General features: G+C 66.0%; 25 protein-coding genes and 1 tRNA gene. 12 read left to right on the top strand and 14 right to left on the bottom strand.

What is annotated here, in order from left to right:
• Positions 1-24 precede the first annotated feature (24 nt).
• Positions 25-1,071: a LysR family transcriptional regulator gene (locus tag CE453_RS18970; RefSeq protein ID WP_349236626.1), complete on the bottom strand. Its 1,047-nt coding sequence runs from the start codon at positions 1,069-1,071 to the stop codon at positions 25-27.
• Positions 1,064-1,489, bottom strand: a complete 426-nt coding sequence (locus CE453_RS18965) for a DoxX family protein (protein ID WP_089175985.1) — start codon at positions 1,487-1,489, stop codon at positions 1,064-1,066. Before CE453_RS18965 ends, CE453_RS18970 begins: the two co-directional genes overlap by 8 nt.
• A gap of 222 nt (positions 1,490-1,711) precedes the next feature.
• Between CE453_RS18965 and CE453_RS18960 the strand changes: the two genes are divergently transcribed.
• The 3 genes from CE453_RS18960 to CE453_RS18950 all read left to right on the top strand — a co-directional run bounded on the left by CE453_RS18960 (position 1,712) and on the right by CE453_RS18950 (position 3,722).
• Complete coding sequence (locus CE453_RS18960; RefSeq protein ID WP_089178017.1) at positions 1,712-2,644, top strand: ring-cleaving dioxygenase; 933 nt, start codon at positions 1,712-1,714, stop codon at positions 2,642-2,644.
• Between the two features lie 77 nt (positions 2,645-2,721).
• Positions 2,722-3,345: an alpha/beta hydrolase gene (locus tag CE453_RS18955; protein WP_248307797.1), complete on the top strand. Its 624-nt coding sequence runs from the start codon at positions 2,722-2,724 to the stop codon at positions 3,343-3,345.
• Positions 3,346-3,458: 113 nt separating this feature from the next.
• A complete protein-coding gene (locus tag CE453_RS18950) occupies positions 3,459-3,722 on the top strand; it encodes a DksA/TraR family C4-type zinc finger protein (protein ID WP_089175984.1) in 264 nt (87 codons plus the stop codon).
• A 533-nt stretch (positions 3,723-4,255) separates the two neighbouring features.
• Here CE453_RS18950 and CE453_RS18945 read toward each other — a convergent pair.
• The 3 genes from CE453_RS18945 to CE453_RS28695 all read right to left on the bottom strand — a co-directional run bounded on the left by CE453_RS18945 (position 4,256) and on the right by CE453_RS28695 (position 4,853).
• Positions 4,256-4,447 (bottom strand): hypothetical protein, encoded by a 192-nt coding sequence (locus tag CE453_RS18945; RefSeq protein WP_089175983.1) that lies wholly within the window; start codon positions 4,445-4,447, stop codon positions 4,256-4,258.
• A gap of 12 nt (positions 4,448-4,459) precedes the next feature.
• Positions 4,460-4,615, bottom strand: a complete 156-nt coding sequence (locus tag CE453_RS28700; RefSeq protein ID WP_157733101.1) for a hypothetical protein — start codon at positions 4,613-4,615, stop codon at positions 4,460-4,462.
• 76 nt (positions 4,616-4,691) lie between these two features.
• Positions 4,692-4,853, bottom strand: a complete 162-nt coding sequence (locus tag CE453_RS28695; RefSeq protein ID WP_157733100.1) for a hypothetical protein — start codon at positions 4,851-4,853, stop codon at positions 4,692-4,694.
• Positions 4,854-5,097: 244 nt separating this feature from the next.
• On the opposite strand from CE453_RS28695, the gene CE453_RS29060 reads away from it, so the two are divergent.
• Entirely contained in the window at positions 5,098-5,286 is a 189-nt protein-coding gene (locus CE453_RS29060) for a hypothetical protein (RefSeq protein WP_157733099.1), read from the top strand.
• 181 nt (positions 5,287-5,467) lie between these two features.
• On the opposite strand, the gene CE453_RS18940 is transcribed toward CE453_RS29060, so the two are convergent.
• A tRNA-Pro gene (locus CE453_RS18940) sits at positions 5,468-5,545 on the bottom strand.
• Between the two features lie 204 nt (positions 5,546-5,749).
• On the opposite strand from CE453_RS18940, the gene CE453_RS18935 reads away from it, so the two are divergent.
• The gene (locus CE453_RS18935) at positions 5,750-6,577 is read left to right on the top strand and encodes a class I SAM-dependent methyltransferase (RefSeq protein ID WP_157733098.1); all 828 of its coding nucleotides are present in this window, start codon (positions 5,750-5,752) and stop codon (positions 6,575-6,577) included.
• Between the two features lie 16 nt (positions 6,578-6,593).
• Here the strand turns inward: CE453_RS18935 and CE453_RS18930 are convergent, their stop codons facing one another.
• Both CE453_RS18930 and CE453_RS18925 read right to left on the bottom strand, forming a co-directional pair.
• Entirely contained in the window at positions 6,594-7,832 is a 1,239-nt protein-coding gene (locus tag CE453_RS18930) for an O-antigen ligase family protein (protein WP_089175981.1), read from the bottom strand.
• Entirely contained in the window at positions 7,829-9,382 is a 1,554-nt protein-coding gene (locus CE453_RS18925) for an undecaprenyl-phosphate glucose phosphotransferase (RefSeq protein WP_089178015.1), read from the bottom strand. Before CE453_RS18925 ends, CE453_RS18930 begins: the two co-directional genes overlap by 4 nt.
• A gap of 515 nt (positions 9,383-9,897) precedes the next feature.
• Here CE453_RS18925 and CE453_RS18920 point away from each other — a divergent pair.
• Positions 9,898-10,269, top strand: coding sequence for a DMT family transporter (locus CE453_RS18920; RefSeq protein WP_089175980.1), 372 nt, complete (start codon positions 9,898-9,900; stop codon positions 10,267-10,269).
• Positions 10,266-10,601 carry an SMR family transporter gene (locus CE453_RS18915; protein WP_198302151.1) on the top strand — a complete coding sequence of 112 codons (336 nt, stop codon included), beginning with the start codon at positions 10,266-10,268 and terminating at the stop codon, positions 10,599-10,601. The genes CE453_RS18920 and CE453_RS18915 overlap by 4 nt, the downstream gene beginning before the upstream one ends.
• On the opposite strand, the gene CE453_RS18910 is transcribed toward CE453_RS18915, so the two are convergent.
• The gene (locus CE453_RS18910; protein ID WP_089175979.1) at positions 10,588-11,763 is read right to left on the bottom strand and encodes a glycosyltransferase; all 1,176 of its coding nucleotides are present in this window, start codon (positions 11,761-11,763) and stop codon (positions 10,588-10,590) included. The genes CE453_RS18915 and CE453_RS18910 overlap by 14 nt on opposite strands.
• 20 nt (positions 11,764-11,783) lie before the next feature.
• Positions 11,784-12,344 (bottom strand): polysaccharide biosynthesis/export family protein, encoded by a 561-nt coding sequence (locus CE453_RS18905; RefSeq protein ID WP_089175978.1) that lies wholly within the window; start codon positions 12,342-12,344, stop codon positions 11,784-11,786.
• A gap of 180 nt (positions 12,345-12,524) precedes the next feature.
• Between CE453_RS18905 and CE453_RS18900 the strand changes: the two genes are divergently transcribed.
• Both CE453_RS18900 and CE453_RS18895 read left to right on the top strand, forming a co-directional pair.
• Entirely contained in the window at positions 12,525-13,010 is a 486-nt protein-coding gene (locus CE453_RS18900; protein WP_089175977.1) for a DUF3617 domain-containing protein, read from the top strand.
• Positions 13,011-13,239: 229 nt separating this feature from the next.
• Positions 13,240-15,402, top strand: a complete 2,163-nt coding sequence (locus tag CE453_RS18895) for a GumC family protein (protein WP_089175976.1) — start codon at positions 13,240-13,242, stop codon at positions 15,400-15,402.
• Between the two features lie 25 nt (positions 15,403-15,427).
• Here the strand turns inward: CE453_RS18895 and CE453_RS18890 are convergent, their stop codons facing one another.
• Positions 15,428-16,654 (bottom strand): GNAT family N-acetyltransferase, encoded by a 1,227-nt coding sequence (locus CE453_RS18890; protein WP_157733097.1) that lies wholly within the window; start codon positions 16,652-16,654, stop codon positions 15,428-15,430.
• A gap of 129 nt (positions 16,655-16,783) precedes the next feature.
• On the opposite strand from CE453_RS18890, the gene CE453_RS18885 reads away from it, so the two are divergent.
• Positions 16,784-17,923 (top strand): polysaccharide deacetylase family protein, encoded by a 1,140-nt coding sequence (locus CE453_RS18885; protein ID WP_089175974.1) that lies wholly within the window; start codon positions 16,784-16,786, stop codon positions 17,921-17,923.
• On the opposite strand, the gene CE453_RS18880 is transcribed toward CE453_RS18885, so the two are convergent.
• Complete coding sequence (locus CE453_RS18880; RefSeq protein ID WP_089175973.1) at positions 17,914-18,804, bottom strand: LysM peptidoglycan-binding domain-containing protein; 891 nt, start codon at positions 18,802-18,804, stop codon at positions 17,914-17,916. The two genes, CE453_RS18885 and CE453_RS18880, sit on opposite strands and share 10 nt — an antisense overlap.
• Before the next feature lie 71 nt (positions 18,805-18,875).
• Positions 18,876-19,085 (bottom strand): DUF2842 domain-containing protein, encoded by a 210-nt coding sequence (locus CE453_RS18875; protein WP_089175972.1) that lies wholly within the window; start codon positions 19,083-19,085, stop codon positions 18,876-18,878.
• Positions 19,086-19,281: 196 nt separating this feature from the next.
• Between CE453_RS18875 and CE453_RS18870 the strand changes: the two genes are divergently transcribed.
• Complete coding sequence (locus tag CE453_RS18870) at positions 19,282-20,355, top strand: COX15/CtaA family protein (protein WP_248307796.1); 1,074 nt, start codon at positions 19,282-19,284, stop codon at positions 20,353-20,355.
• Positions 20,345-20,797: an HIT family protein gene (locus CE453_RS18865; RefSeq protein WP_089175970.1), complete on the top strand. Its 453-nt coding sequence runs from the start codon at positions 20,345-20,347 to the stop codon at positions 20,795-20,797. The genes CE453_RS18870 and CE453_RS18865 overlap by 11 nt, the downstream gene beginning before the upstream one ends.
• Here the strand turns inward: CE453_RS18865 and CE453_RS18860 are convergent.
• Positions 20,782-22,059, bottom strand: a complete 1,278-nt coding sequence (locus CE453_RS18860; protein WP_089175969.1) for an O-acetylhomoserine aminocarboxypropyltransferase — start codon at positions 22,057-22,059, stop codon at positions 20,782-20,784. The two genes, CE453_RS18865 and CE453_RS18860, sit on opposite strands and share 16 nt — an antisense overlap.
• Positions 22,060-22,079: the final 20 nt, after the last annotated feature.

Here is a 22,079-nt window from a genome sequence, read left to right as displayed (position 1 = left end):
GCCGGCTGTCGAACGGCGCCGCGGTCAGGCCGGGCTTCCGCCCGCCATTTCCCGCGCGGAAGAGCCAATCCTGTCGCCTTCGACAAGCGGCTTGAGGCGCGCAAGTTCGCCGGCGGCGAAATCGAGGAACAGCCTGACGCGCGGCGTATGTCGCAGATCGGGGTGGGTCAGGAGCCAGAGATCCGCGGAAAGATCGGGGTCGGGCGGGGCCAGCCGCGTCAGGCCCGGTCGCGCATCGCCGATGAAGCAGGGCAGGAAGCCGACGCCGATTCCCGCCTCGACCGCCTCGGCCAGGCCGAGCACCGTATTGAGCTTGTAGACGACCCGCTCCGGCGCGACATGGCGTGCGAGATAGCGCACGGCGCTGAGCATGGTGAACTGCTCGCCCAGCGAAACCCATTTCCGCCGCCATAGATCCTCGCTCGACGGCAGCTCGGGGCCGGGAAAATCGGCGCTGCGACCATAGAGCGCCCAGGCAATGCGGGCGGGCTTGCGGCCGATCAGCGTTTCCGGCGGGTTGTCGGTGGCGCGGATGGCGATGTCGGCATCGCGTTTCGAGAGGTTGGCGGCCTGGTTGCCGATCAGGACGTCGAGCTGGATATCCGGGCACTGTGCCAGGAACTTCGCGAAGACCGGCGTCAGCAGGTCGACCAGCAATGTGTCGTTGGTCGCTATACGCAGTTCACCTGCCGGCTTGATCTCCTGCCCGGCGAGCCGGCGCGTGAAGGCGTGGATGTCGTCGTCAACCCGGCCTGCGAGCTGGACCATCTCTTCGCCTGCCGGCGTCGCGACATAGCCGCTGCGATGGCGCTCGAACAATCGGACGCCGAGCGCGTCCTCGATCTGCCCGAGCCGCCGGAACACCGTGGAATGGTTGATGCCGAGGGCCGCTGCGGCGGCTGGCAGCGCCCGCTTGTCGGCAATCGCCTTGATCAGGCGGAAATCGTCCCACGCCAGGGGCTTGGCAAGGGAAGGGCGGGGAGCGGACGTCATCGCGCCACTCTCCGCCAAGGTGATGTCGCATTCAAGCGCGTCGCCGGCGAGACCGGCGCCGGTGCGTGGCTCAGGCAAGCGCGGCCTTCGCCTGAACCAGCTGCCGCTCTGGACGGATCGCGAGGGCGCCGTCGCCGATCAGGGCATGGGCGAAGGCGGTCAGGGCCATGAAGGCTGGATACTCCCAGCCGCCATTGGGGGCGTTGAAGACCCAGCCGTTCGGGGCGTGGACCATCAGCGCGCCGAGCAGGACCGGGATCAGCAGCAGCGAGACATAGCGCCCGTAGAAGCCGAGCAGGATGGCAAGGCCGCCGATGAGCTCGGCCAGCATGATCGGCCAGGCGAGGAAACCCGGCAGGCCGACCTGCCCGAGGAAGCCGGTAAAGCCGGCCGGGGTGAAGATAACGAGCTTCAGATAGGCGTGGGCGATGAACATCGTGCCGAGTGCGACGCGCAAGGCAAGGGCACCATAGGGAGCAAGGCGGGTATCGGTCATGGTCGTGTTCTCCAGCAGGGAGGTTGATCTCGCCGCTAAAGATCGATCGGGATGATTGGCAATTCAAATTGTGATTTCGGCTTAATAACATTGCGCTAATGCAATGAATAGCCTCTGGCGCTTAGGGGAAAGGCTGACGATGTTTCGGCCATCGGCGAGGTCCCCGGTTTGAACCGGCCAGGCAGCGCCCCTGAAACACCTATGGAACGGAGGACCGTCGCCATGCAGACCAATGGACTTCACCACGTCACCGCCATCTCGGGGCCGGCTCGCCGCAATCTCGATTTCTACAGCCGCGTCCTCGGCCTGCGCCTGGTCAAGAAGACCGTCAACTTCGACGATCCCGGCACCTATCACCTTTATTTCGGCGATGCGGGCGCCGCGCCGGGTTCGATCCTGACCTTCTTCCCCTGGGAGCACGCGACGCCCGGCCGCCTTGGCGTCGGCGAGACACAGGAGACCGTGTTCCGCGTTCCGGAAGGTGCGATCGGCTTCTGGGCGCATCGCTTCGTCGAGCAGGGCGTGCCGCACGAGGCGCCAATGAAGCGTTTCGGCGAGACCGTGTTGAGCTTCCGCGATCCCGACGGGATGCGGCTGGCGCTGGTCGGCTTGCCCGGAGTCGAGGCCGAGCCCTACTGGACGGAAGGCGGCATCGGCCCCGAGAGCGCGCTGCGCGGCTTCCATAGCGTCAGCCTGCTCCTCGCCGACGCCGCTCCGACGGCGGCGATCCTGACGGATGTCTTCGGCTTCGCCGAGACGGCTCGCGAAGACACGCTGATCCGCTATGCCGCGCCGGGCACGAAGGTTGGCGGCGTTATCGATCTGCGGGTTGCGGGCGGCTTCCTGCCGGCCAGGCAGGGTGCGGGTTTGGTGCACCACATCGCTTTCAGGGCCGCGGACGACGTGGCGCAGGAAGAGATGGTCCGCCGCCTCGCCGCGAACCACGGCATCCGGACCACGGAGCAGCGCGACCGGAACTATTTCCGTTCGGTCTATTTCCGTGAACCCGGCCATGTCCTGTTCGAGATCGCGACCGATGTGCCCGGCTTTGCCGTCGACGAACCGGCGGCTGAGCTCGGCCGCACGCTCAAGCTGCCGGCCGGGCTGGAAATGCATCGCGCCCAGATCGAGGCCGTGCTGCCGGTGCTCGACTGAGCGGGCTCAACCCATGCCGCCCTGCCTGCCGTCAGTGGGGCAGGGCGGTTCCTCCGCTTTTCCGAAGGGAGAAATCCATGACCGCGACCAAGGCCGATACTGGCTTCATCCATGTCTTCGAGACGGGCAGTGACCCGGCTCGCAAGCCGCTGCTGCTCCTGCACGGCACCGGCGGTGACGAGCGCGACCTGCTCCCGCTCGGCCGCGCCGTTGCGCCGGGATCGAGCCTGCTCTCGCCGCGCGGCAAGGTGCTGGAAGGCGCCGCACCTCGCTTCTTCCGCCGTCTGGCGGAGGGCGTCTTCGACGAGCAGGACCTGATCCGTCGCACGCATGAGCTTGCCGATTTCATCGGCGAAGCCCGGGCACGCTACGACCTCCCGGCGCCCATCGCCGTCGGCTTCTCGAACGGCGCCAACATCGCGGCGAGCCTCTTGTTGCTACGGCCGGAGGCGCTTGCGGGCGCAGCGTTGCTGCGTGCGATGCCGACATTGCGCGAGCCACCGCGACCGGACCTGACCGGCAAGCCCGTGCTCCTGCTCTCGGGAGCGCTCGACCCTATCGTTCCGGCCGCTGAATCGGACGGGTTGGCGACCCTTTTGAGGGAAGCGGGGGCTTCGGTCGAATACCGCAGTCTGCCGTCCGGCCACGGGCTCGCCCAGGCCGATATCGCTCTGCTGAAGGATTGGCTGGCGCGCAACTGATACCCTCGACGCACCGGGAGCTCGCGCATCCCGGTGCGTCGAGCAGCGCGGCATGTCGCACATGTTGGATTCCGGCACGAAAAGCCCCATCTTTCCGCTTTGGAGGTGCGCGCATGGCTAGCGGCTGGGCTCCGGACGGAGCCGTTCAAGACCAGATCGACGATTCGATCACCGATGCGGTGAAGCTCGCGCGCTCGCGTCTGCCGTCGGGCCCGGGCGAGATCCATTGCCAGGAATGCGGCGAGGAAATTCCGGAAGCGCGGCGTCGTGCCATGCCCGGTGCCCGCACCTGCGTCGATTGCCAGTCGGCTCTGGATCGGCCGGCTGCCGCCAGCGCCTATAACCGCCGCGGCAGCAAGGACAGCCAGTTGCGCTGACGCCGGGCCCAGAGCAGGCCGCTCCCGAACTTGTCCGGACTGCGGCGTTACAACAGCGCCAGTCCGAGGATCCCGGTCAGGTTGATCGCGGTCGTCAGCCAGCCTGGCTGCGTTGCAGCGGTGATGCCGGCCAGCCAATCGTCCAGTGTCATCGCGCTTTCCTCCGACGGGAATGGAGGCACGGTTTTCACTGCGGAGCGACCCCCATTTGGGGGAAGTCGATGGAGTTTGCCGGGGCGGCACGCCTCGGCGGGGCACAATGCTAGCCGAACAGGAAGTGCCAGGCGCCGTAGCCGATCAGGCCGAGCCATGCGGTCATGGCAACGGCCGTGACCATCAGAAACACCGGCGTGATCAGGCGCTCTTTGAAACTGCTCATGTCATGCCTCCGGGCAACGACCCGACCGGCTGTCACACCGGCCGGGCCAGCCCGGACGATGCGGCGTGGGCTGGGCCAGACCCGGATGCAGTCTCCATGATCTGCATTACGTTTCGTCATTTGAATCGATGACGCTTCCGCGGTGATCGGGCGTTCAGCGCGGCGTCTTCCCGCTGGGCTCAGGAGTGTCGACGACTGGCGCCTTGTCCAGCGGCGCGGTGTCATCCGTCTTCGGCACGAGCGCCGGCTTTGGGAAGCGCGCCTCCCTTTCCTTGCGGTGCTGGACCTGCTCGCGTCTCATTTTGGCCAGGTGCGAGGCTTGGGAGAGCCGATTGTGTTTCTTCATGACGCTCTCCCTTCAGGGCGATGCAGCCATCAGCAGGTGATGGAGCTGGAGGGCGCAAAGCCCGATGAAGATCGCGAGACCGAGTTCAAGCACCAGGCAGATGCGATCGCTCTTCGAAGAGCTCCCGAGTGCCGTGCGACCGGGGCTGAGACGTTCGACCTGTTTCATCTCGATGCACTCCCGGACGAGTTTCGCTGTCCCGGTCAAAATCGGTGGCTTGGGCGCGCAGCCACCCGCCGGGGCATCAGGTGAGTAGCCATTGCGCGGCCTTCCAGATGCCGACGGCGAGGGTGCCGAGCCACGCGACCTCCAGGGCGACGAAAATCACGGCCAGCGACGCTTCGACGGCATGGGCCTTGAGAAACTGTCCCAGGGTGATGTGCTGGGCCGGCGCGATCTGGCTCATTTGTGGACACCTCGGTTTCGCTTGCCCGACTCGGATCAAGAAGCATGCCGGGGGGCGATCGCGGTGGGCATGAGGGCTCTGCCGCTGAGACCACAGACGATCCGGCCCACAGCGGAGCCGCGGCAGTCGCCGGTTCAGCCGCTCGGAAAGGCTCGCGACCATGAATCCGGGCGCCTTCGACAGTGGACGATGAACTGGAACGCACCTTGCTCCGACAACCGGCACAAGAGCCGGAGGGATCATCGTGGGTCAGAATGAGTTCCGTCGCGAAACAGGGCAGCTGCCACCTGTCTCGTTTCCGGCCATGAGCAGGCAGGAGCAGCTGAACTGGCTGAAGGATTTCGCGATCGGTCTCGCGGTGGCGGTTGGCGCCGGCGCCGCATTCGCCTGGGCGATGGCCCTCAGCCAGGCAGCCTGGGCGGCCCTGCGTTGAGGCCCGTCGAGCGCTATTCCACGATTTCAGGAAACGTTGCGGCGCCGGGGCGGGCGCCAGGCCCGTTGCGGATAGGGGGAGCCGCTTCGCGCCTTTGCGGATTCGCGCTTGAGGCACGCGGCATGGATCGCGCGGCCGCCCGAGCTGCGGACGTCTCAATAGATTGATTTGTAAGATTAAATGGTCGGAGCGAGAGGATTCGAACCTCCGACCCCTTGTCCCCCAGACAAGTGCGCTAACCGGGCTGCGCTACGCTCCGACGGATCGGCTTATAGTGGCGGGTCGTTCCGGATGCAATGCGCTTCGATGGGTCAGGGCGACAAGTTTCTGTCGCATCCACGGCTTCCATTCCGCAGCCCTTCGCTCAGAGGCACTTAACCCTCGTTCCACGAACCCGTTGCGGATGCGCGGTCTCGGGCGCACCCTGCAGGGAAGGGGATCGCTACTTGGAGTTCTGTCGACCATGTCTCTCGCGCCCGCTGCCGTGCCGCGCATGATCGCGGGCGCCGAACCTATGGAAGCACCGGTGCAGGCCGGCGGCTCGCTCGCGCAGGTCTTCGCGGCGCTGGCGCCGGATTGGCATTCCGACTGGGCCTGGGACCACTACGAGTCGACGATTCTGATGCTTGCGCGGCAATATGGGCTGCGCAGCGTCTGCGAGATCGGCGGCGGGCGCGACCCGCTCTTCACCGCCGCGCAGGCTACCGAGCGCGGCATCGACCTCATCGTCAACGATATAGACGCAGGGGAGCTCGCGCTCACCGCCCCCGGCCTGAAGACGGCTCGTTTCGATATCGCCGGCGATCTGTCCGAGCCGGATGTCGCACGTGGCGGCTATGACATGATGGTCTCGCGCATGGTCTTCGAGCACATCGACGGCGTCGAGCGCGCCTGGCGCAACATCCATGCGCTGCTGGCGCCGGGCGGGGTGGCGCTCGCCTTCTTTCCAACTCTATGGGCGCCCGTCTTCGCGCTGAATCATGTCCTGCCGGAGCGGCTTTCGCGCAGCATCGTGCATGCGCTGTTTCCGCTGCGCCGCGAAGGTGGGGACGATCCGAAATTCCCGGCGCTTTACGACCAGTGCCGCAGCAATCCGCGACGGTTGGTACCGATGCTGAATCGAGCCGGCTTCCGCGACGTCCATATCCAGCCCTTCTGGGGCCACGGCTATTTCGAGCGGTTGCCGGGGCTGCGCCAGGTCGACCACGTCTTCAACGCACTGGCTGCGAAGACCGGCTGGCGGTTTGTGACGACCTATGCCTATGTCGTGGTTCGCAAGGAGCGCGACTGACGCGGCTGCCGCTGGTCTAGCGCTCGCGAGAGGTGGCCGGCTCGGGCAAGGCGGCTAGACCCCAGACCAGCCCCAGCAGCAGGTAGAGGTGCCGCCAATGGTCGGTATCGATCTGTAGCCCCTGCAGGATCGTCACGAACAGGACCGACCACAGCGCGATCGCGTGGTTCTGCCATGGCGTGCGCCGGAAGACGAGGCGCCAGCCGACATAGCAGGTCGCCGCCATCAGCGCGAGCCACGCGATGCCGCCAAGCCAGCCATAGGAGGCGAAGGCGTTGATGTAGACATTGTGCGGGTCGGCCTGGTTGAACAGCCAGCGGAAGCGAAGCGGCCCGAAACCGTTGGGGGCATCGAGCAGCATCGGGATCGAGCGCAGCTGGTTGCCGAAGCGGCCGGTAACGCCCTGGTCGTAATCCTGTTCCAAGCTGGCGCGCGCCTCGAAGACGCTGCGGACATTCTCGAAGGACAGCGCCACGATGAGCGCCAGCGCCATCGCGATGAGCGCGGCGAGCGCCATCCCGACGATCCGGCCGCGAGCGGCTGCGTTCGGCGCGATCAGGAAGTTCAGCGCCGTCATGATTGCGGACGAGGCGATGAGTACGCCCCAGGCGCCGCGCGAGAAGGTGAAGAATAGCGCCGCCAACGGCACGCTGAGCGCGAGCAGCCCACGCAGGATGCCGATCCGCCCGGTCAGGATGTGCTGCAGCACATATACGATTGGCAGCGCGAGATACGGCCCCAGCACGTTCGGATCCTTGAAGGTGCCGGAGGCGCGGCCGTAAAGGGTGAAGATGTCGCCGAGGCCCGCGATATCGAAATAGCCGAGCAGAGCCGCTAGCCCCGCACACCAGGCGGCCAGAAGGTAGCCCTTCCGGAGAGCCTCCAGCCGGCCGAGCGTGTCGTCCGCCATCGCGGCGGCGAGCACGATGGCGGTGATCATCAGATAGGCTGAGACGGCGGTGAAGCGCACCGAGTCGGGATCGTCCATCCAGGGGATCAGCGAGAAGGCGCCGCCGATGTTGTAGAGCAGCAGCAGCACGGCCAGCGGCAGCATTCTCTGCGAGAAACGGATGCCGGTGAGCGCGAAGACGAACAGGACGATGAGGAAGACGAGCTCATAGGGCGAGGGCTCGATCAGCGCAAAGCCGCTCGAGGCTGTGAGCAGCCAGAGCGTGCCGCGCTTGATCCCGGCGAAGGAGATCGTCAGGCGGCGGGCCGGCGCTTCTGCCGGCGAAGACTGCGCGGCGGCGCTCAATAGGCGTTCTCGTTCTTGGTCAGCAGCGAGAATGGCGTCTTCAGCAGGATGTAGAGGTCGAGCAGCACCGACCAGTTTTCGATGTAATAGAGGTCGTGCTCGACACGCCGCTGGATCTTCTCGTCGGTATCGGTCTCGCCGCGCCAGCCATGGATCTGCGCCCAGCCGGTGATACCGGGCTTGACCTTGTGGCGAGCGAAATAGCCGTCCACCACCTGCTCATAGGCTCGATTGGACGCCTTGGCGTGAATGGCGTGCGGTCGCGGGCCGACGAGCGAAAGGTCGCCCTTGAACACGACGTTGATGAGCTGCGGCAACTCGTCGACCGAGGTCTTGCGGATGAAGCGGCCGACGCGGGTGACGCGCGGATCGTCTTTGGTGACCTGCTTGGCTGCGGTGTGATCGGCCATGTCGTGGCGCAGCGAGCGGAACTTCAGCACATCGACGGTCTCGTTGTTGAAGCCGTAGCGCTTCTGGCGGAAGAACACCGGCCCTTTCGAGTCGAGCTTGATCGCGATCGCGGTCGCCAGCATCACGGGCGAAAGCGCGATCAGCGCGAGCATGCCGACGGTCTTGTCGAACAGCCATTTGAGGACGATGTCCCAGTCCGCGATCGGCCGGTCGAACACGTCGAGCACCGGCACGGCGCCGAGATAGGAGTAGGAGCGCGGCCGGAAGCGCAGCTTCGACATATGGGCCGAGAGCCGGATGTCGATCGGCAGCACCCAGAGCTTGCGCAGCATGGTCAGGAGGCGTGCCTCGGCCGAGATCGGCAAGGTGAAGATCACGAGATCGAGCCGGGTGCGCCGGGCGAATTCGACGAGGTCGTCGATGGTGCCCAGCTTCGGATAACCGGCGACGAGATCGGGCGAGCGGGAATCGTTGCGGTCGTCGAAGACGCCGCAGATGTGAAGTCCTGTGTCCTTCTGCGCCTCGAGCGCCTTGATCAGTGCAGCACCGGCTTCGCCACCACCGACGATGGCGGTGCGTCGCACGAGCCGACCGGAGCGGGTCAGGCCGCGCACGGCCATGGTGACGGTGAGGCGCCCCGCGATGAGCGCGCCGGCACCGACGAGATAGAAGCCGAGCAGCCAGCCGCGCGAAACCTGGCTGCCAACCTTCAGGAAGAAGAAGCTCGCCAGCGCGATCAGGAACAACATCGTCCAGCCGCCGAGCAGGCGCACGGCGGAGCTGGCGAAATTGCGCAGCGCGCCGATTGGGTAGAGCTGCAAGGTCTGGAAGGTGATGAGTGAGCCGATGGCGAGCGCGGGAACCGTGATCTGATAGGCGAGGGGATCGTCGACCTTGCCGGCCGCATAGAGCCAGTAGACCAAGCCCCCTGTCGTCAGCACGATCAGAACGTCGAGCAGGCGGGCCAACCCCTCGATCATCACCGGTGAGAGGGTCGGCTTCAGCGGCAAGGCTGCGATACGCTCGGCCAGCGGATGAAAGCGGCGTGTCTGCCCGTCTTCGGTTTTGCCCGCTGATGACGGCGTGGCCGGACCGGCCGAGTCCGCCTTCATCATGTCGCGGACATCGAAAGCACCCATGACGTCCATTCCTCGTCCGGGTCGCGGCGTCTGGCATTGCGGCCCGGCTGTGGTCTAGCCGAAATTGCTCTCGGAACGCTTAACCGGACTATTCGCTGTTTCAGCCGGTTTGCAACGATTTTGGTGCGATCCGAGGCGCTCGCGGACCTTTCCGAATGCTGCAATTTTCCGGCTTGCGAAGAATTGGAAATAGCCTTGGCGTCTCAATGGGTTGTCTAAAGTTTAGTGCAAGCTTTTTTGCGCTCGATTTGATCTGACCTGGACGTTTTTAAGTGTTTGTCCGTTGACAGAAGGTCTTGGCGAAGGCATATTTACCTTCGATGAGTGTCTGAGAAGCACATATTTCGCAGGATGAGCCGGGCGCCCCTGGCGTTGCTCCATCTGCGGTGCAGTTTGTCGGGGCGGCGCCCTGGCGAGGCTAATTCATCGGATCTCTCGATTTTAAACTCTAACGATTGCTTGGCTGTCTTTGCGGCGCATCTGCGCCGTGCAGCGCGGCTTCGCCCGTGTGCAACATGTCTTTTCACTGGTTGGTTCTGCTCGCGGCCATCGCCGTCGAGATCGTCGCGACGACCGCGCTGAAGTCGGTCGTCTCGGCTCCCTGGCTTGTCGGCGTCCTGCCGCTGCTGCTGATTGGATTGTCCTTTGCGCTTCTGAGCATTGCCTTGCGCGTCATTCCCATGGCCGTCGCCTATGCGGTCTGGGAGGGTCTCGGCATCGTCGGCATCGCCGCGACGGGGCATCTCCTCTTCGGCGAGCATCTGAGCGCTGGCCGCATCGCCGCATTGGCTGCGATCTTGGTCGGCATCGTCCTGATCGAGGCCGGCATTGGCCACGATGAGGACGCCGAGGATGATCGGCTCATGAACGAGGGGAGGCATGTGTGAATGTCTCGCCCGTTCAGATCATCCCGCTGCTTTGGTTGCTTGGCGCCGTCGCGCTCGAACTGTCGGGCACCTATCTGCTGAAGCTCTCGAACGGCATGACGCGCCGCCTGACAGGTGCGGGCGGCGTTCTGCTGGTAATGGGCGCCTTCGGAGCGCTCGCCCAGGCCATCAAGGGCATGGACCTCTCGGTCGCCTATGCGGTCTGGGGTGGCGTCGGCCTTGTCGCCACGGCCGTGATCGGCGCGCTCGCCTTCGGGCAGAAGATCGCCCCCGCCGGCTGGTGCGGCATTCTTCTCGTCGTCGCCGGCGTGGTAGCGCTCAAGCTGATGTAGCGACCTTCCGGCGCGCCGTGAGCGCGTCGCGATAGGCTGCGATGACGCCGTCCGTCATGGTGTCCAGCCGGAAATGTTCCCGGACATGGGCCGCGAGGTCGATCGCCTCGGCGAGGCGCTCGACCTCGGGCCGTGCCAGCATGGCGCGGATGGCGTCGGCGAGGATCACCGGGTCGTTTGCCTGGATCAGGCGGTGCCGATGGCGCGGTCCGTAGATTTCGTTGATGCCGCCGACATCGGTCGAGATTAGCGGCTGCGCTGCGGCTGCGGCCTCGAGAATGACATAGGGCAGGGATTCCGCACGGGAAGGGATGACCATGATCCGCGCCTGCGCCAGCGCCTTGCGGATCGGCCCCGGCGGCTCGAAGACGCACTGGCCTGCGACGCCGCGCGCAGCCGTCATCGCCTTGAGCTCGGCTTCGTCCGGTCCCGAGCCGACGATGAGGATGCGCGGGGCCAAGCCATCGCGGCGGCGCAGTAGGGCGAGCGCGTCGATCAGCGTGTCGACCCCCTTGGCCGAGCGCAATTCACCCAGATACAGCAGGTCGAATCCCGCCTGGCTGTGGTCGACCGGTTCGAATTCCGCTTCGGAAATCCCGTTGAGCACGATGCGATGAGCGGTTTTCGGTTCGTGCCCGACATGGGACTCGAAACGGCCGGCGATGAAGCGGCTCTCGAACAGGAACATGTCGGTCGCGCCTTCGAGCAGGCGTTCGACCGTCATGTAGATCTTATGCTCCGCGCTGCCGGGCTTGTAGTTGAAGCTGCCGCCATGCGGCGTGTAGGCGGTGATGTAGCGCCGGTTGGGAGAGAGCAGGGCCGGAATGCGGCCGTAGACCCCGCCTTTCGAGCCATGGCAATGCACGACATCGGGGTCGAGGCGTTTGCGCAGAGGCATCTGCGCCATCTGCGCCCGAAAATCGGTCAGGCTCGGATAGCGCGACATCGGCACCCGCGTGATGCCGAGAGACAGTGTCTGCGAGAGCTCGCGAAAGACGGCATCGGCCCGCGGGCCGCCTGTCGTGGCGTCGCAGAAGATGCCGACCTGATGGCCGCGTTCGGCCTGTCCACGCGCGACGTCGAGCACGTGCCGGAACAGCCCGCCGAGCGGCGCGCGGAAGACATGGAGGATCTTGAGCGGCGTGCTGGAGACGTCCGACATGGCAGGGCCGGGCGCCGGTGTCAGAACCAGCGTTCCTTGATGACGATGGTGTCGCCGGGCTGGACCGGATAGGTGATCGGGACCGAGGCCGTGACGGTCTGGCCGTCGATCTGGCGCGTGATCTCCGCCGAATTGCGCTGGCCGCGCGGCGTGAAGCCGCCGGCGATGGCGACGGCGGTCTGCACCGTCATGCCGCTGACGAAGGGAAACTGGCCGGAGTTCGTCACCTCGCCGAGGACGAAGAACGGCCTGTAGGTGTCGACCTCGACGGAAACCTTGGGCTCGCGCAGATAGCCGCCGCGCAGCTTGGCCTCGATCTCGCGTGCGAGCTGCTGGGTGGTGCGGCCCTGAGCCATGACCGTATTGACGAGCGGCATCGAGATCCGGCCCGAGCCGTCCACGGCGTAAATGTTCGACAGGTTGTCCTGGCCGAAGACGATGATCCGCAGCTTGTCGCCGCTGGCGAGCCGATAGGCGCCCTCAGGTTGGGCGATCGCATAGTCCGCCGCCTGGTACTGGGGCGCGCATGCGCCCGCCGTCATGGCGGCGGCCAAGGCGAGGGAGGCGAGGCGTCGACTCATCACTGGCTACCCGTGAAAACTCGCGCAGAGCTTTAGGGCGATATGGTTAACAAAGGCTTCCGTTGCGCCTTTCGGTGGCGTGTTGCGGCGAGGGCTCTGGTGCGCCACGCCTTATTATGGCCGCCCCGCTGGCCTTGTCTCCGCTCTCCAGTTCGAATGATTCCCGCGAGGAGATCAGCAATGAAGTCTGCAGCCCTTGCCGCGATCGCGCTCCTGATGTCCTGCCCGGCATTCGCGGAGGAACTGCCTCAGCGCAAGCCCGGCCTTTGGGAATCCAAGTCCGTCGGCGAGCAGGGCGAGGTGGTCGCCAAGCAATGCGTCGGCCCCGACACCGATCGCGCGCTGGTCGGCAGCATGGCGGGTGGCACTTGCTCCAAGATGCTGGTGACCAAGACGGCGACCGGCTACGCCGTCGAGACTGAATGTGCGATGGGGCCGATCAAGGCCTCCGGCAGTAGCGTCGTCACCGGCGATTTCCAGACTTCGGTCCGCACCGAAGGCACGACCAAGCTCACCGGCATGCCCGGTCAGCCGACGCCCGTGGAACGCAAGCTGGTGGTGGAAGCCAAGCGGCTCGGCGAATGCGCTGCGGGCCAGAAACCCGGCGACATCATCATGCCGGACGGCAAGGTCATCTCGATGCCGCAGACTGCTCCCAAGCAATAAGCAGGAGTCTCACCGTCGTCGCGGCCCGGCCTGGCAGCCGGGCCTTTTTCATGTCCGGAGGCCGCCCGTCTCGATTTTGCCGGTCCACGCCGAGTCGATCCCTACGAAAGGAAAATGAACGTTTTTGGCGCCCGGGCGCCCGGCATTTACCGGACAATAACCTTACCGAGCCTTGAATGACGCGGCATTCCTCCGGGAATGCGAGAGTTCTGCGTCACATGGGTGGGTCATGACCGCTGAAGCTGGGACTGAAGCGCGGGGTAGCGGCGAGAGCCGTGGCGACATGCTCGACCTCGCTGCACTCTGGGCGGCGATCAAGCGCCGGAAAGCCTGGATCGTCGTGCCGACCCTGGCTGCGCTCGGCCTGTCGGTCCTTGCCGTCAATGTCGTGACGCCCCGTTACACGGGCGAGGCGCGCCTGCTCCTCGAAAGCCGCAGCGGCTTCTATGCTCTGCCGGGGCAGTCGTCGCAGGATACCTCCGGCCAGTTCGACGCCGAGGCCGTGCAGAGCCAGGTGCAGGTCATCATGTCGCGCGATCTGGCGCGTGAGGCGATCAAGCGCATCGGTCTCGTCGGCAATCCTGAATTTGATTCCGGTGCGGGTGCGCTCGGCGCGCTGCGCAAGGTCGCGGTGATGATCGGGCTTGGCAGCCACCCGGCCGATCGCTCGCCGGAAGAGCGGGTGCTGGAGAAATATTTCGACCGGCTCTTGGTCTATCCCGTGGCGCGCTCGCGCATCGTCGCGATCGAGTTCACCTCGCAGGACCGGGCGCTCGCCGCCAAGGCCGCCAACACCATCGCTGAGACCTATCTCGAATTCCAGGAAGCGGCGAAGCAGGACAACGCCCGCAGTGCCTCCGCCTGGCTTTCGACGACGATCGAACCCCTGCGCAAACGCGTGGCCGAGGCCGATGCCAAGGTCGAGACCTTCCGCGCCACGCACGGTCTCTTCGCCGGCCCGAACAACACCAGCATCACGTCGCAGCAGCTCTCCGATCTCTCGACGCAGCTTTCGGCCGCGCGCAGCCAGCAGGCCGATGCTCAGGCCAAGGCCGGGCTGATCCGCGATGCGATCAAGCAGGGTCGCACCTTCGAGATCCCGGATGTCGCCAACAACGAGCTGGTGCGCAGGCTGATCGAGCAGCGCGTCAACTTGCGTGCCCAGATCGCCGCGGAATCGCGCAGCCTCCTGCCTGGCCATCCCCGCATCAAGGAGCTGAACGCCCAGCTCGCCGACCTCGAAGGACAGCTGCGTGCCGCTGCGGAGCGTACCGTCCGGACGCTGGAGAACGAGGCCAAGATCGCCGGCCAGCGGGTCGAGAGCTTCCAGGCCGCGCTCGATGGCCAGAAGAAGAACGTCGCCACGGCCAATGACAGCGAGGTGCAGCTGCGTGCGCTGGAACTCGACGCCCGCACCCTGCGCGAGCAGCTCGAGCAGTACATGCAGCGCTATCGCGAGGCCGCCGCGCGTGACACCTTGAATGGTGCGCCGGCCGATGCGCGCATCATCTCGCGCGCCGTCGAGCCGACCGATCCCTCTTTCCCGAAGAAGCTGCCGATCGTCCTGGTCTCGACCCTCGCGACCTTCCTGATCGCGCTGGCGACGATCGTCACGCGGGAATTGCTGAACGGTCAGTCGCGCCCGCTGCCGCAGGCGCCGCGCGGGCCGCGTTGGGTCTCGGTCGGCGAGGAGGAAGAGACCAGGGCAGACGGCCCGACGCCCGAGACGCCGCGCCGCGATTCCGTCGCCGGCCTGCTGACCCACGCCGGTCGCCTCGGTCAGATCAGGCTCGACCTCGAGCATCCGGAGGAGACGCTGGCTGCGCTCGCCGAGCGCACCGAGGAGGCGCCGCGCGGCCTGGCGCCGATCGTACTGGTGCTGGACGGCGGCGGCGAGGGCGCTGCCCGGCCGCGCGAACTCGCCGAATTGCTGGCACAGCGCTGCCGCTGCATCCTCGTCGACCTCGCTCGGGACGACGAGCACGGCGAGCCGGGCTTCTCGGAGCTGCTGGCCGGCGAGGCGCTGTTCTCCGACATCATCATGCGTGAGGCGGGCTCGCGCCTGCATAGCATCGGCCCCGGTCGGGCCGGACGCGAAGCGGTGTTCGCAGCCCCCGATCTCATCGACGTCGCGCTCGAAGCTCTTTGCGAGACCTATGACTGGGTGCTGGTCGCGGCCGCCTCCAACGACGACAGCGCGATGCTGGACCCGGTCGCACGCCGGGCTCAGGGCGGCCTCGTGATGAGCGGGCAGCCCGGCAACGGCCATGCGCTGGAGGCGGCCTACCGCCTCAGCGAGCTGGTCAAGGCGCCGGTTTCACTCGTGCTCGACGCCGAGCGCCCCGCTCCGATGGCGCGCATGCCGCAGCAGGACGTGCCGGCGGAGGTCTGAGGCCGATGATCGTGGTGAGCGGGCGCTATTCTTCAGATGGCCCCCGCCGCCGTAGCCAGCCGGAGGCGCGTTGCGCCAGTCGCAGTGCCGCGGGCGAGCTTTTGATGCGCCGCTTCAGCTCTCGCTTCGACTGCGCGACCTTGGCGAACAGCCGCCCCTTCAGGGTCAATGACAGGAAGCTGTCGACGAGGTCGTCGTGATCGTCGCAGAAGCTCGTCTTGTAGCGAGCCTCGCCGACACCCAGGTCGAAGATCGAGAAGCCCTCGTCACATTTCAGGCGGATCAGATCGGCCAGCAGCAGTTCCCCGGGGCTGGTCTTGACGGTCTCGCTCGCCATGTCGAAGGAGGTCGCCATGCCGGAGAAACGACCTCCCTGAACGGCGCCGACATAGGTCGCGACGCAGGCATCCTCCAGCTCGAGCGTGTAGAGCTCGATGGCCGGTCGTTCGGCTCCGTCGCCGGCCGCCGCCTTCGTAAGGAAAGCCCGCATGGCGGGATCGGCGAAGGGGTCGGGCACCCCCATCTCGCGGAAGCGCGCCGCCTTCTGCGCCAGGAAGGCACCGACCGCACGCGCGATCTCGGCCGGCGTGCGGGCACGCACCAGAGTGGACGGTCCGAAATCGGCGAAGCGGCTGCGCTTGTTCTTGAGCTTCTTGCGGGCGTGGCTGCTCATGGAGCGCTTCAGCGTCGCCTCGCCGTCTCCTGCGATCAGCGCCAGCTTGTAGGCGCGGCTCGGGCTCGGACCAGCCGCGAGCAGGGCTGCGGGGTTGGCGACACCCTGCCATTGTGTTGGCTGGTTCACGAAGATCAGCGCATCGAGTCCACCGATGGCTCGTCCGACCTCGGCGAGCATCAGCGCGGCCGCGTCGGCATCGAGCCCGGCGGCGAAGTCCGGTGCATAGAGACCCATATGGTAGTTGGCGTGCTTGCCGCCGATGATCTCGGCGAAGCGAATCCCGCTGCGCCGGGTAATGACCAGTGGCAGCAACGCGCAGAGCATGCCTTCACCATCCCGCAGCAGCGCGTAGCGGAACACCATGCCCTGCGTGGCGCCGACCGTTTCGACGAAGGGGCGGACCCAGCCATAGGCCTGATAGGGCGTGACCAGTGCCTGCGCCTCGAAGGCGCGCCATTCGGCCTCGATCGCGGCGATGTCCGTCTCGATCGCGATCGAGGCCCAGCGGCGCGCCATGCCGACATAGCTGGTCTCGCCGGCGGGCCGGTGCAACGGGATGGGTGGAGAGGCCGACATGCGCCTTCGCCTCGCGAGCGGGACAGGACGGCTCCTCCTTAACCCGGCATTGTGAACGGATCGGTCAAGATCGCCTGGCTGGCGGCATGATCGCGCGATAGCGTTAGCGGGCGGTTGCACGGATAGACGATGAACGGGCGTCACAGGGCCATCGCGGCCGCATTCAGGATTATGGCGGCGACCGGCGCCGACCGCTGGAGCAGGGGCTTCGCGCAGGGCAGGGGGGTGATCCTCACCCTGCATCACGTCCGCCCCGCGGAACGGCATGGCTTCGCTCCCAATGCGCTGCTCGACCTTACGCCGAATTTCCTCGACGCCGCACTCGGCCTGATCCGTGCCGAGGGCTATGACCTGGTTTCGCTCGACGACGCGATCGCCCGGCTGCAAAGCCCGAAGCGCGGACGCTTCTTCGTCGCGCTGACCTTCGACGACGGTTATCGCGACAATGTCGAGCATGCTTGGCCGGTTCTGGCCAAGCATGGCGCGCCCTGGACGCTGTTCGTCACGCCCGGCTTCGCCGACCGCACCGCCCGGCTCTGGTGGCTGGAGCTGGAGGAAGCGATCCGCGCCCTGCCGCGGCTCGATCTGGTCTTGCCGGACGGCCGCTTCACGGCGCGTACGGAAACCGATGCCGAAAAGGATCACGCTTTCTCCAGGCTCTACTGGCGCCTGCGCAAGGGGCCGGAAGCGATTCTGCTGTCAGCGATTTCGGATTTGGCGCGACAGGCGGGCGTCGATCCCGTCGCGCTGGTCGAGCGCGACTGCCTGCCCTGGGAAACCTTGCGCGCGCTTTCGGGCGCGCCGGGCGTCAGCATCGGTGCCCATACGCTGACGCATCCGATGCTGGCGAAGCACGATATCGAGGCGGCACGGCGAGAGATCGTCGAGAGCCAATCGCGGCTCGAAGCCGAGCTCGGCCTGCCGATCAGACATTTCGCCTATCCGGTCGGCGATCCCGGCTCGGCTGGGGCGCGGGAATTCGCGCTGGTGCGGGAGGCGGGCTTCGCAAGCGCGGTCACGACCCGGCCGGGCCACCTTGTCGCGGAACATGCCGACCATCTTCACGCCCTGCCGCGCGTTTCGCTCAACGGCCTGCACCAGAATGAGGCGGCGTTGCGGGCGTTGCTGTCCGGCCTGCCGTTCTGGCTGAGGAACCGGGGGCGGGCGGAGCAATCCTGGCGCATCGCCTCAACCCTGGGACAGGCCGGCGGCGAACAATCAGAGGCATCGTCACGCCATCTTCGCTGGGCGGCAGCGCCTCAGAGATAACCCATGTCGCGTTTGGCCGTGGCGAAGTTCACGAGGACGAACGAAGCCACGCCCGCGGTCGCCGCGGCACCCAGTGTGATTGGGGCGCTGATGCAGGTCGCGGCTATCAGGAGCACCGCAGCCACGACCAGGAAGGCCTGTTGGCTTTGTGGGCTCATGACAAACGCTGCCTGGCGCGTCGGAAACCGCATAGCTTCGGGTCGGGGGGCGTCCATGGTGATTTCGACCACCGCGGCTATGGTCCCCTGGAACAGCATGTCGCCGAGCTTTCCCTCGACCGGCCTGGGCGTGGAACGATAGACGAACTTGTTCGGAGGTTCGTATTTCGCCTGCTGAAGATGCATGATCTCGCCACCGACCTTCGAGGCGGTGGTGAGGCCGCAGGAGAGGTCCAGCTTGCCGGCGACGGCGCTGTAGCTGACCTTCACATCGGCGGTCGCTCGCACCAGCCGTGAATCGTATTCGGATTTGACGGCCGTCGATACCTTGTTCGAGCTGAAGTTGAGTTCCAGGAGCGGTTTCTGGATCTCCAGCTTCACCGTCCCGACCAGCTTGACCTTGATCGTCATGCCGTTGCCGCGGATCGTCGCGGCCATCAAATCCCGGTCCAGGACATAGGAGACGGGCGGGTAGGCCACATGCCGTGCCGGTTGGGTGGCCTGTGTGCCCGGCGATCTGACGGGCGGGCTCGCTGGGCCCTGCTGCGTCGATCCGGTCGCCTGGGGCGGTATCACGAGCTGGGTCCCGACATAGATCAGGTCGGGGTTTGGAAGACGGTTGGCCGCTGCGATCGCGGGCCAGGCGCTTGCATCGCCATAGATCGAGCGGGCGATGGAGGAGAGCGTATCTCCTGCTTTGATCCTGTAGGTGCCGGCCGCCATCGCTCGCTTGCCCCGTTTCGGCTGCTTGGCGCAGGTTGCAGGGCCGCAGGATAGGCTGATGTGACGTTAGGTCAAATTCCGTCTTTGCGTTCCATCCACTTGATCAGCGGCAGCAGCGGCAGGACCCAGGCGAGACCGAGCGCGACATAAGCGATTCCCTGCACGAGCTTCGGCGCCTCGGTGATCCGCCCTTGCGCCAGCGCCATCGCGACGAGCGCGTAGACGCAGACGAAGACCAGGATCAGCACGGTTCCGACCAGCTTGCGCGTGCGTTGTTTCATCGGGCTCTCTGCCGCCGGTTATGGCGTCTGGTTGGGCCGCTGCTGCGGCAATGCGGTCATTGTCGCGCTGCCGCGACGGGTCTAAAGCATGTTCGGCAAAAGTGGGCACCATTTTTGCGACGAGAACCTGCTTCCCTCGCGCTATGTCACCGCCGACCGCGCTTGTGAAGCGCCCCCGCTTCCAAAGGTCTGCCGCGTGAGCATTGCCCTGAACCAGCCGGCCGGCGCGCCGGTCCTGACCGCGAACCATGCCGGCATCCGCCGCTGGCTCTGGACGGTGGCGGGCCTCGTCTTCCTGATGGTCGTCGTCGGCGGTGCGACGCGGCTCACCGGCTCAGGCCTCTCGATCACCGAATGGAAGCCGATCACCGGTGCCATGCCGCCGCTTTCGGCCGCGGCCTGGGCCGAGGAATTCGCCAAATACCAGGGGAGTCCGCAGTACCAGATCCTCAACAACGGCATGAGTCTCGGCGAATTCCAGTTCATCTATTGGTGGGAGTGGGGCCATCGCCAGCTCGGCCGCTTCATCGGGCTTGTCTTCCTCGCTGGTTTCCTTGTCGTGGCCCTGCGTCGACTGCTGCCGGGCCGCCAGATCGCCACCCTGTTCGGGATGGGGCTTCTCCTCGGCCTGCAGGGGGCGATCGGCTGGATCATGGTGGCTTCGGGCCTCGAGCCCGGCATGGTCGCCGTCGCGCCGGTAAAGCTGACGCTGCACCTGACCTTCGCCGGCTTGTTCTTCGCCTCCGTCGTTGCCTTCGCGACCTGGCTGACGCCGCTGCGCCGTCCCGAGACCGCCGGAAGCCCGGCCATGGCCTGGCTGCTGCTGGTGCTGACCTTCGTCCAGATCGCCCTCGGCGGACTCGTTGCCGGCTCGAAAGCGGGCTTCACCTTCAACACTTGGCCCTTGATGGATGGGGCAGTAGTTCCTCCGGGTTCGCTGCTTTTCGCGCAGCAGCCATTCTGGGAAAACTTCGTCGACAATGTCGCGCTGGTGCAGTTCAACCACCGGCTTGGCGCCTATGTCCTGCTCGCTGCCGCGCTTTGGCAGCTCTGGAGGTTGAAGCGTTCGGCGCTGCAGGCCAGCGCGACCAGGCGCGCGACGGCCATCGCCGGCATCGTGACGACGCAGGCCGTGCTCGGCATCGCCACGCTGCTGCTGGTCGTGCCGCTCTGGGCCGGTCTCGCACATCAGGCGCTGGCCTTCGCGGTGCTCGCGATGGCGGTCGTCCATGTCACGCGCACGACGGCGAGGCGCAGCGATGTCGTCTGATGCCTGCCTGTTCTGCAGGATAACGGCGGGAGATATCCCGTCCTACCGCGTCGCCGAGAGCGAGAACATGGTCGCTTTCCTCGACATCGCCCCGGTCAGGCCGGGACATGTCCTGATCGTGCCGAAGGTGCACCACGCCTATTTCGACGACCTGTCGCCGGAGTTGGCCGCGGAAGTCATCCAGCTCGGCCAGCGCGTCGCGAAGGTGCTCAAGGCGATCTACGGGGTCGGCCGCGTCGCCTTCATGTTCACAGGCAACGACTTTGCCCATGCGCACGCGCATCTGATCCCAATGGTGAGTTCGGACGATGTCACCTCGCGCCGCTATATCGCGGAGGAGGTGGTGACCTATCGCCAGCCGCCGCGCCTGCCTGCTGCGGAGCAGGAGGAGACGGCGGCCCTCATTCGGACGGAGCTTGCGAAGGATCAGGCCAGCGCCTGATCCAGATCGGCGATCAGATCCTCGACATCCTCGAGCCCGATCGAGAGCCGCACGACCTCGGGGCCCGCGCCGGCCTGCCTCTTCTGCTCGTCATTGAGCTGGCGGTGGGTAGTGGAGGCCGGGTGGATCACCAGCGAGCGCGTGTCGCCGATATTGGCGAGATGCGAGAATAGCTTGAGGTTGGAGACCAACTTGACGCCGGCGTCATAGCCGCCCTTGAGCCCGAAGGTGAAGACCGCACCTGCACCCTTCGGCACATAGCGCTTGGCGAGCTCATGATACTTGTCGCCCGGCAGGCCGGGATAGCTCACCCATTCCACTGCGGGGTGCTTGGCGAGGTGCTCTGCGACCTTCTGCGTTGAATCGCAGTGCCTCTGCATGCGCAGCGGCAGGGTCTCGATGCCGGTCAGCAGCATGAAGGCGTTGAAGGGCGAGAGCGCCGGCCCGAGGTCGCGCAGGCCGAGCACGCGCGTCGCGATGGCGAAGGCGAAGTTGCCGAAGGTCTCGCCCAGCACCATGCCGTTATATTCCGGTCGCGGCTTGGAGAGCATCGGATAGCGCTCGTCGCCGACCCAGTTGAACGTGCCGCCGTCGACGATCAGCCCGCCGATCGAATTGCCGTGGCCGCCGAGGAATTTGGTGGCCGAATGCACGACGATGTCGGCACCATGCTCGAAGGGGCGCAGCAAATAGGGCGTCGCCATCGTGTTGTCGACGATGAGCGGGATGTTGTGCTTCTTGGCGATGGCGCTGATCGCGGCGATGTCGACGATGACGCCGCCCGGATTGGCGACGGATTCGATGAAGATCGCCTTGGTCTTCGGTGTCACGGCCTTGGCGAAGCTCTCGACATCGTCCGGATCGGCCCAGATCACGTTCCAGCCGAAGCTCTTGTAGGAATGGTTGAACTGGTTGATCGAGCCGCCATAGAGCTTGCGCGCGGCGACGAACTCGTCGCCCGGCTGCAGCAGCGCGTGGAAGCTCAGGAATTCGGCCGCATGGCCGGAGGCGACGGCGAGCGCGGCCGTGCCGCCCTCCAGCGCCGCGACGCGCTCCTCCAGCACCGCGTTGGTCGGGTTGCCGATGCGGGTGTAGATGTTGCCGAAGGCCTGCAGGCCGAACAGCGAGGCGGCATGGTCGACGTCGTCGAAGACGAAGGAGGTCGTCTGGTAGATCGGCGTGGCGCGTGCGCCCGTCGCCGCATCGGGGGCCGCCCCGGCATGGATCGCGAGTGTGCTGAAGCCGGGCATCCGGTCGGTCATGGCGTGCTCCCTCGAATGAT

Origin of the sequence: Bosea sp. AS-1 (genome assembly GCF_002220095.1) — a bacterium.
In the GTDB taxonomy this organism is placed as follows: domain Bacteria; phylum Pseudomonadota; class Alphaproteobacteria; order Rhizobiales; family Beijerinckiaceae; genus Allobosea.
Note: the sequence above shows the minus strand (reverse complement) of the source record. Positions and strands in the feature narration are given on the sequence as shown.

Excerpts from the sequence above, each read along its gene's own strand:
- CE453_RS18965 (WP_089175985.1), bottom strand. The coding sequence starts at position 1,489 with ATGACCGATACCCGCCTTGCTCCCTATGGTGCCCTTGCCTTGCGCGTC.
- CE453_RS18960 (WP_089178017.1), top strand. The coding sequence starts at position 1,712 with ATGCAGACCAATGGACTTCACCACGTCACCGCCATCTCGGGGCCGGCT.
- CE453_RS18955 (WP_248307797.1), top strand. The coding sequence starts at position 2,722 with ATGACCGCGACCAAGGCCGATACTGGCTTCATCCATGTCTTCGAGACG.
- CE453_RS18950 (WP_089175984.1), top strand. The coding sequence starts at position 3,459 with ATGGCTAGCGGCTGGGCTCCGGACGGAGCCGTTCAAGACCAGATCGAC.
- CE453_RS18945 (WP_089175983.1), bottom strand. The coding sequence starts at position 4,447 with ATGAAGAAACACAATCGGCTCTCCCAAGCCTCGCACCTGGCCAAAATG.
- CE453_RS28700 (WP_157733101.1), bottom strand. The coding sequence starts at position 4,615 with ATGAAACAGGTCGAACGTCTCAGCCCCGGTCGCACGGCACTCGGGAGC.
- CE453_RS28695 (WP_157733100.1), bottom strand. The coding sequence starts at position 4,853 with ATGAGCCAGATCGCGCCGGCCCAGCACATCACCCTGGGACAGTTTCTC.
- CE453_RS18935 (WP_157733098.1), top strand. The coding sequence starts at position 5,750 with ATGTCTCTCGCGCCCGCTGCCGTGCCGCGCATGATCGCGGGCGCCGAA.
- CE453_RS18925 (WP_089178015.1), bottom strand. The coding sequence starts at position 9,382 with ATGGGTGCTTTCGATGTCCGCGACATGATGAAGGCGGACTCGGCCGGT.
- CE453_RS18920 (WP_089175980.1), top strand. The coding sequence starts at position 9,898 with ATGTCTTTTCACTGGTTGGTTCTGCTCGCGGCCATCGCCGTCGAGATC.
- CE453_RS18910 (WP_089175979.1), bottom strand. The coding sequence starts at position 11,763 with ATGTCGGACGTCTCCAGCACGCCGCTCAAGATCCTCCATGTCTTCCGC.
- CE453_RS18905 (WP_089175978.1), bottom strand. The coding sequence starts at position 12,344 with ATGAGTCGACGCCTCGCCTCCCTCGCCTTGGCCGCCGCCATGACGGCG.
- CE453_RS18900 (WP_089175977.1), top strand. The coding sequence starts at position 12,525 with ATGAAGTCTGCAGCCCTTGCCGCGATCGCGCTCCTGATGTCCTGCCCG.
- CE453_RS18895 (WP_089175976.1), top strand. The coding sequence starts at position 13,240 with ATGACCGCTGAAGCTGGGACTGAAGCGCGGGGTAGCGGCGAGAGCCGT.
- CE453_RS18890 (WP_157733097.1), bottom strand. The coding sequence starts at position 16,654 with ATGTCGGCCTCTCCACCCATCCCGTTGCACCGGCCCGCCGGCGAGACC.
- CE453_RS18885 (WP_089175974.1), top strand. The coding sequence starts at position 16,784 with ATGAACGGGCGTCACAGGGCCATCGCGGCCGCATTCAGGATTATGGCG.
- CE453_RS18880 (WP_089175973.1), bottom strand. The coding sequence starts at position 18,804 with ATGGCGGCCGGCACCTACAGGATCAAAGCAGGAGATACGCTCTCCTCC.
- CE453_RS18875 (WP_089175972.1), bottom strand. The coding sequence starts at position 19,085 with ATGAAACAACGCACGCGCAAGCTGGTCGGAACCGTGCTGATCCTGGTC.
- CE453_RS18865 (WP_089175970.1), top strand. The coding sequence starts at position 20,345 with ATGTCGTCTGATGCCTGCCTGTTCTGCAGGATAACGGCGGGAGATATC.
- CE453_RS18860 (WP_089175969.1), bottom strand. The coding sequence starts at position 22,059 with ATGACCGACCGGATGCCCGGCTTCAGCACACTCGCGATCCATGCCGGG.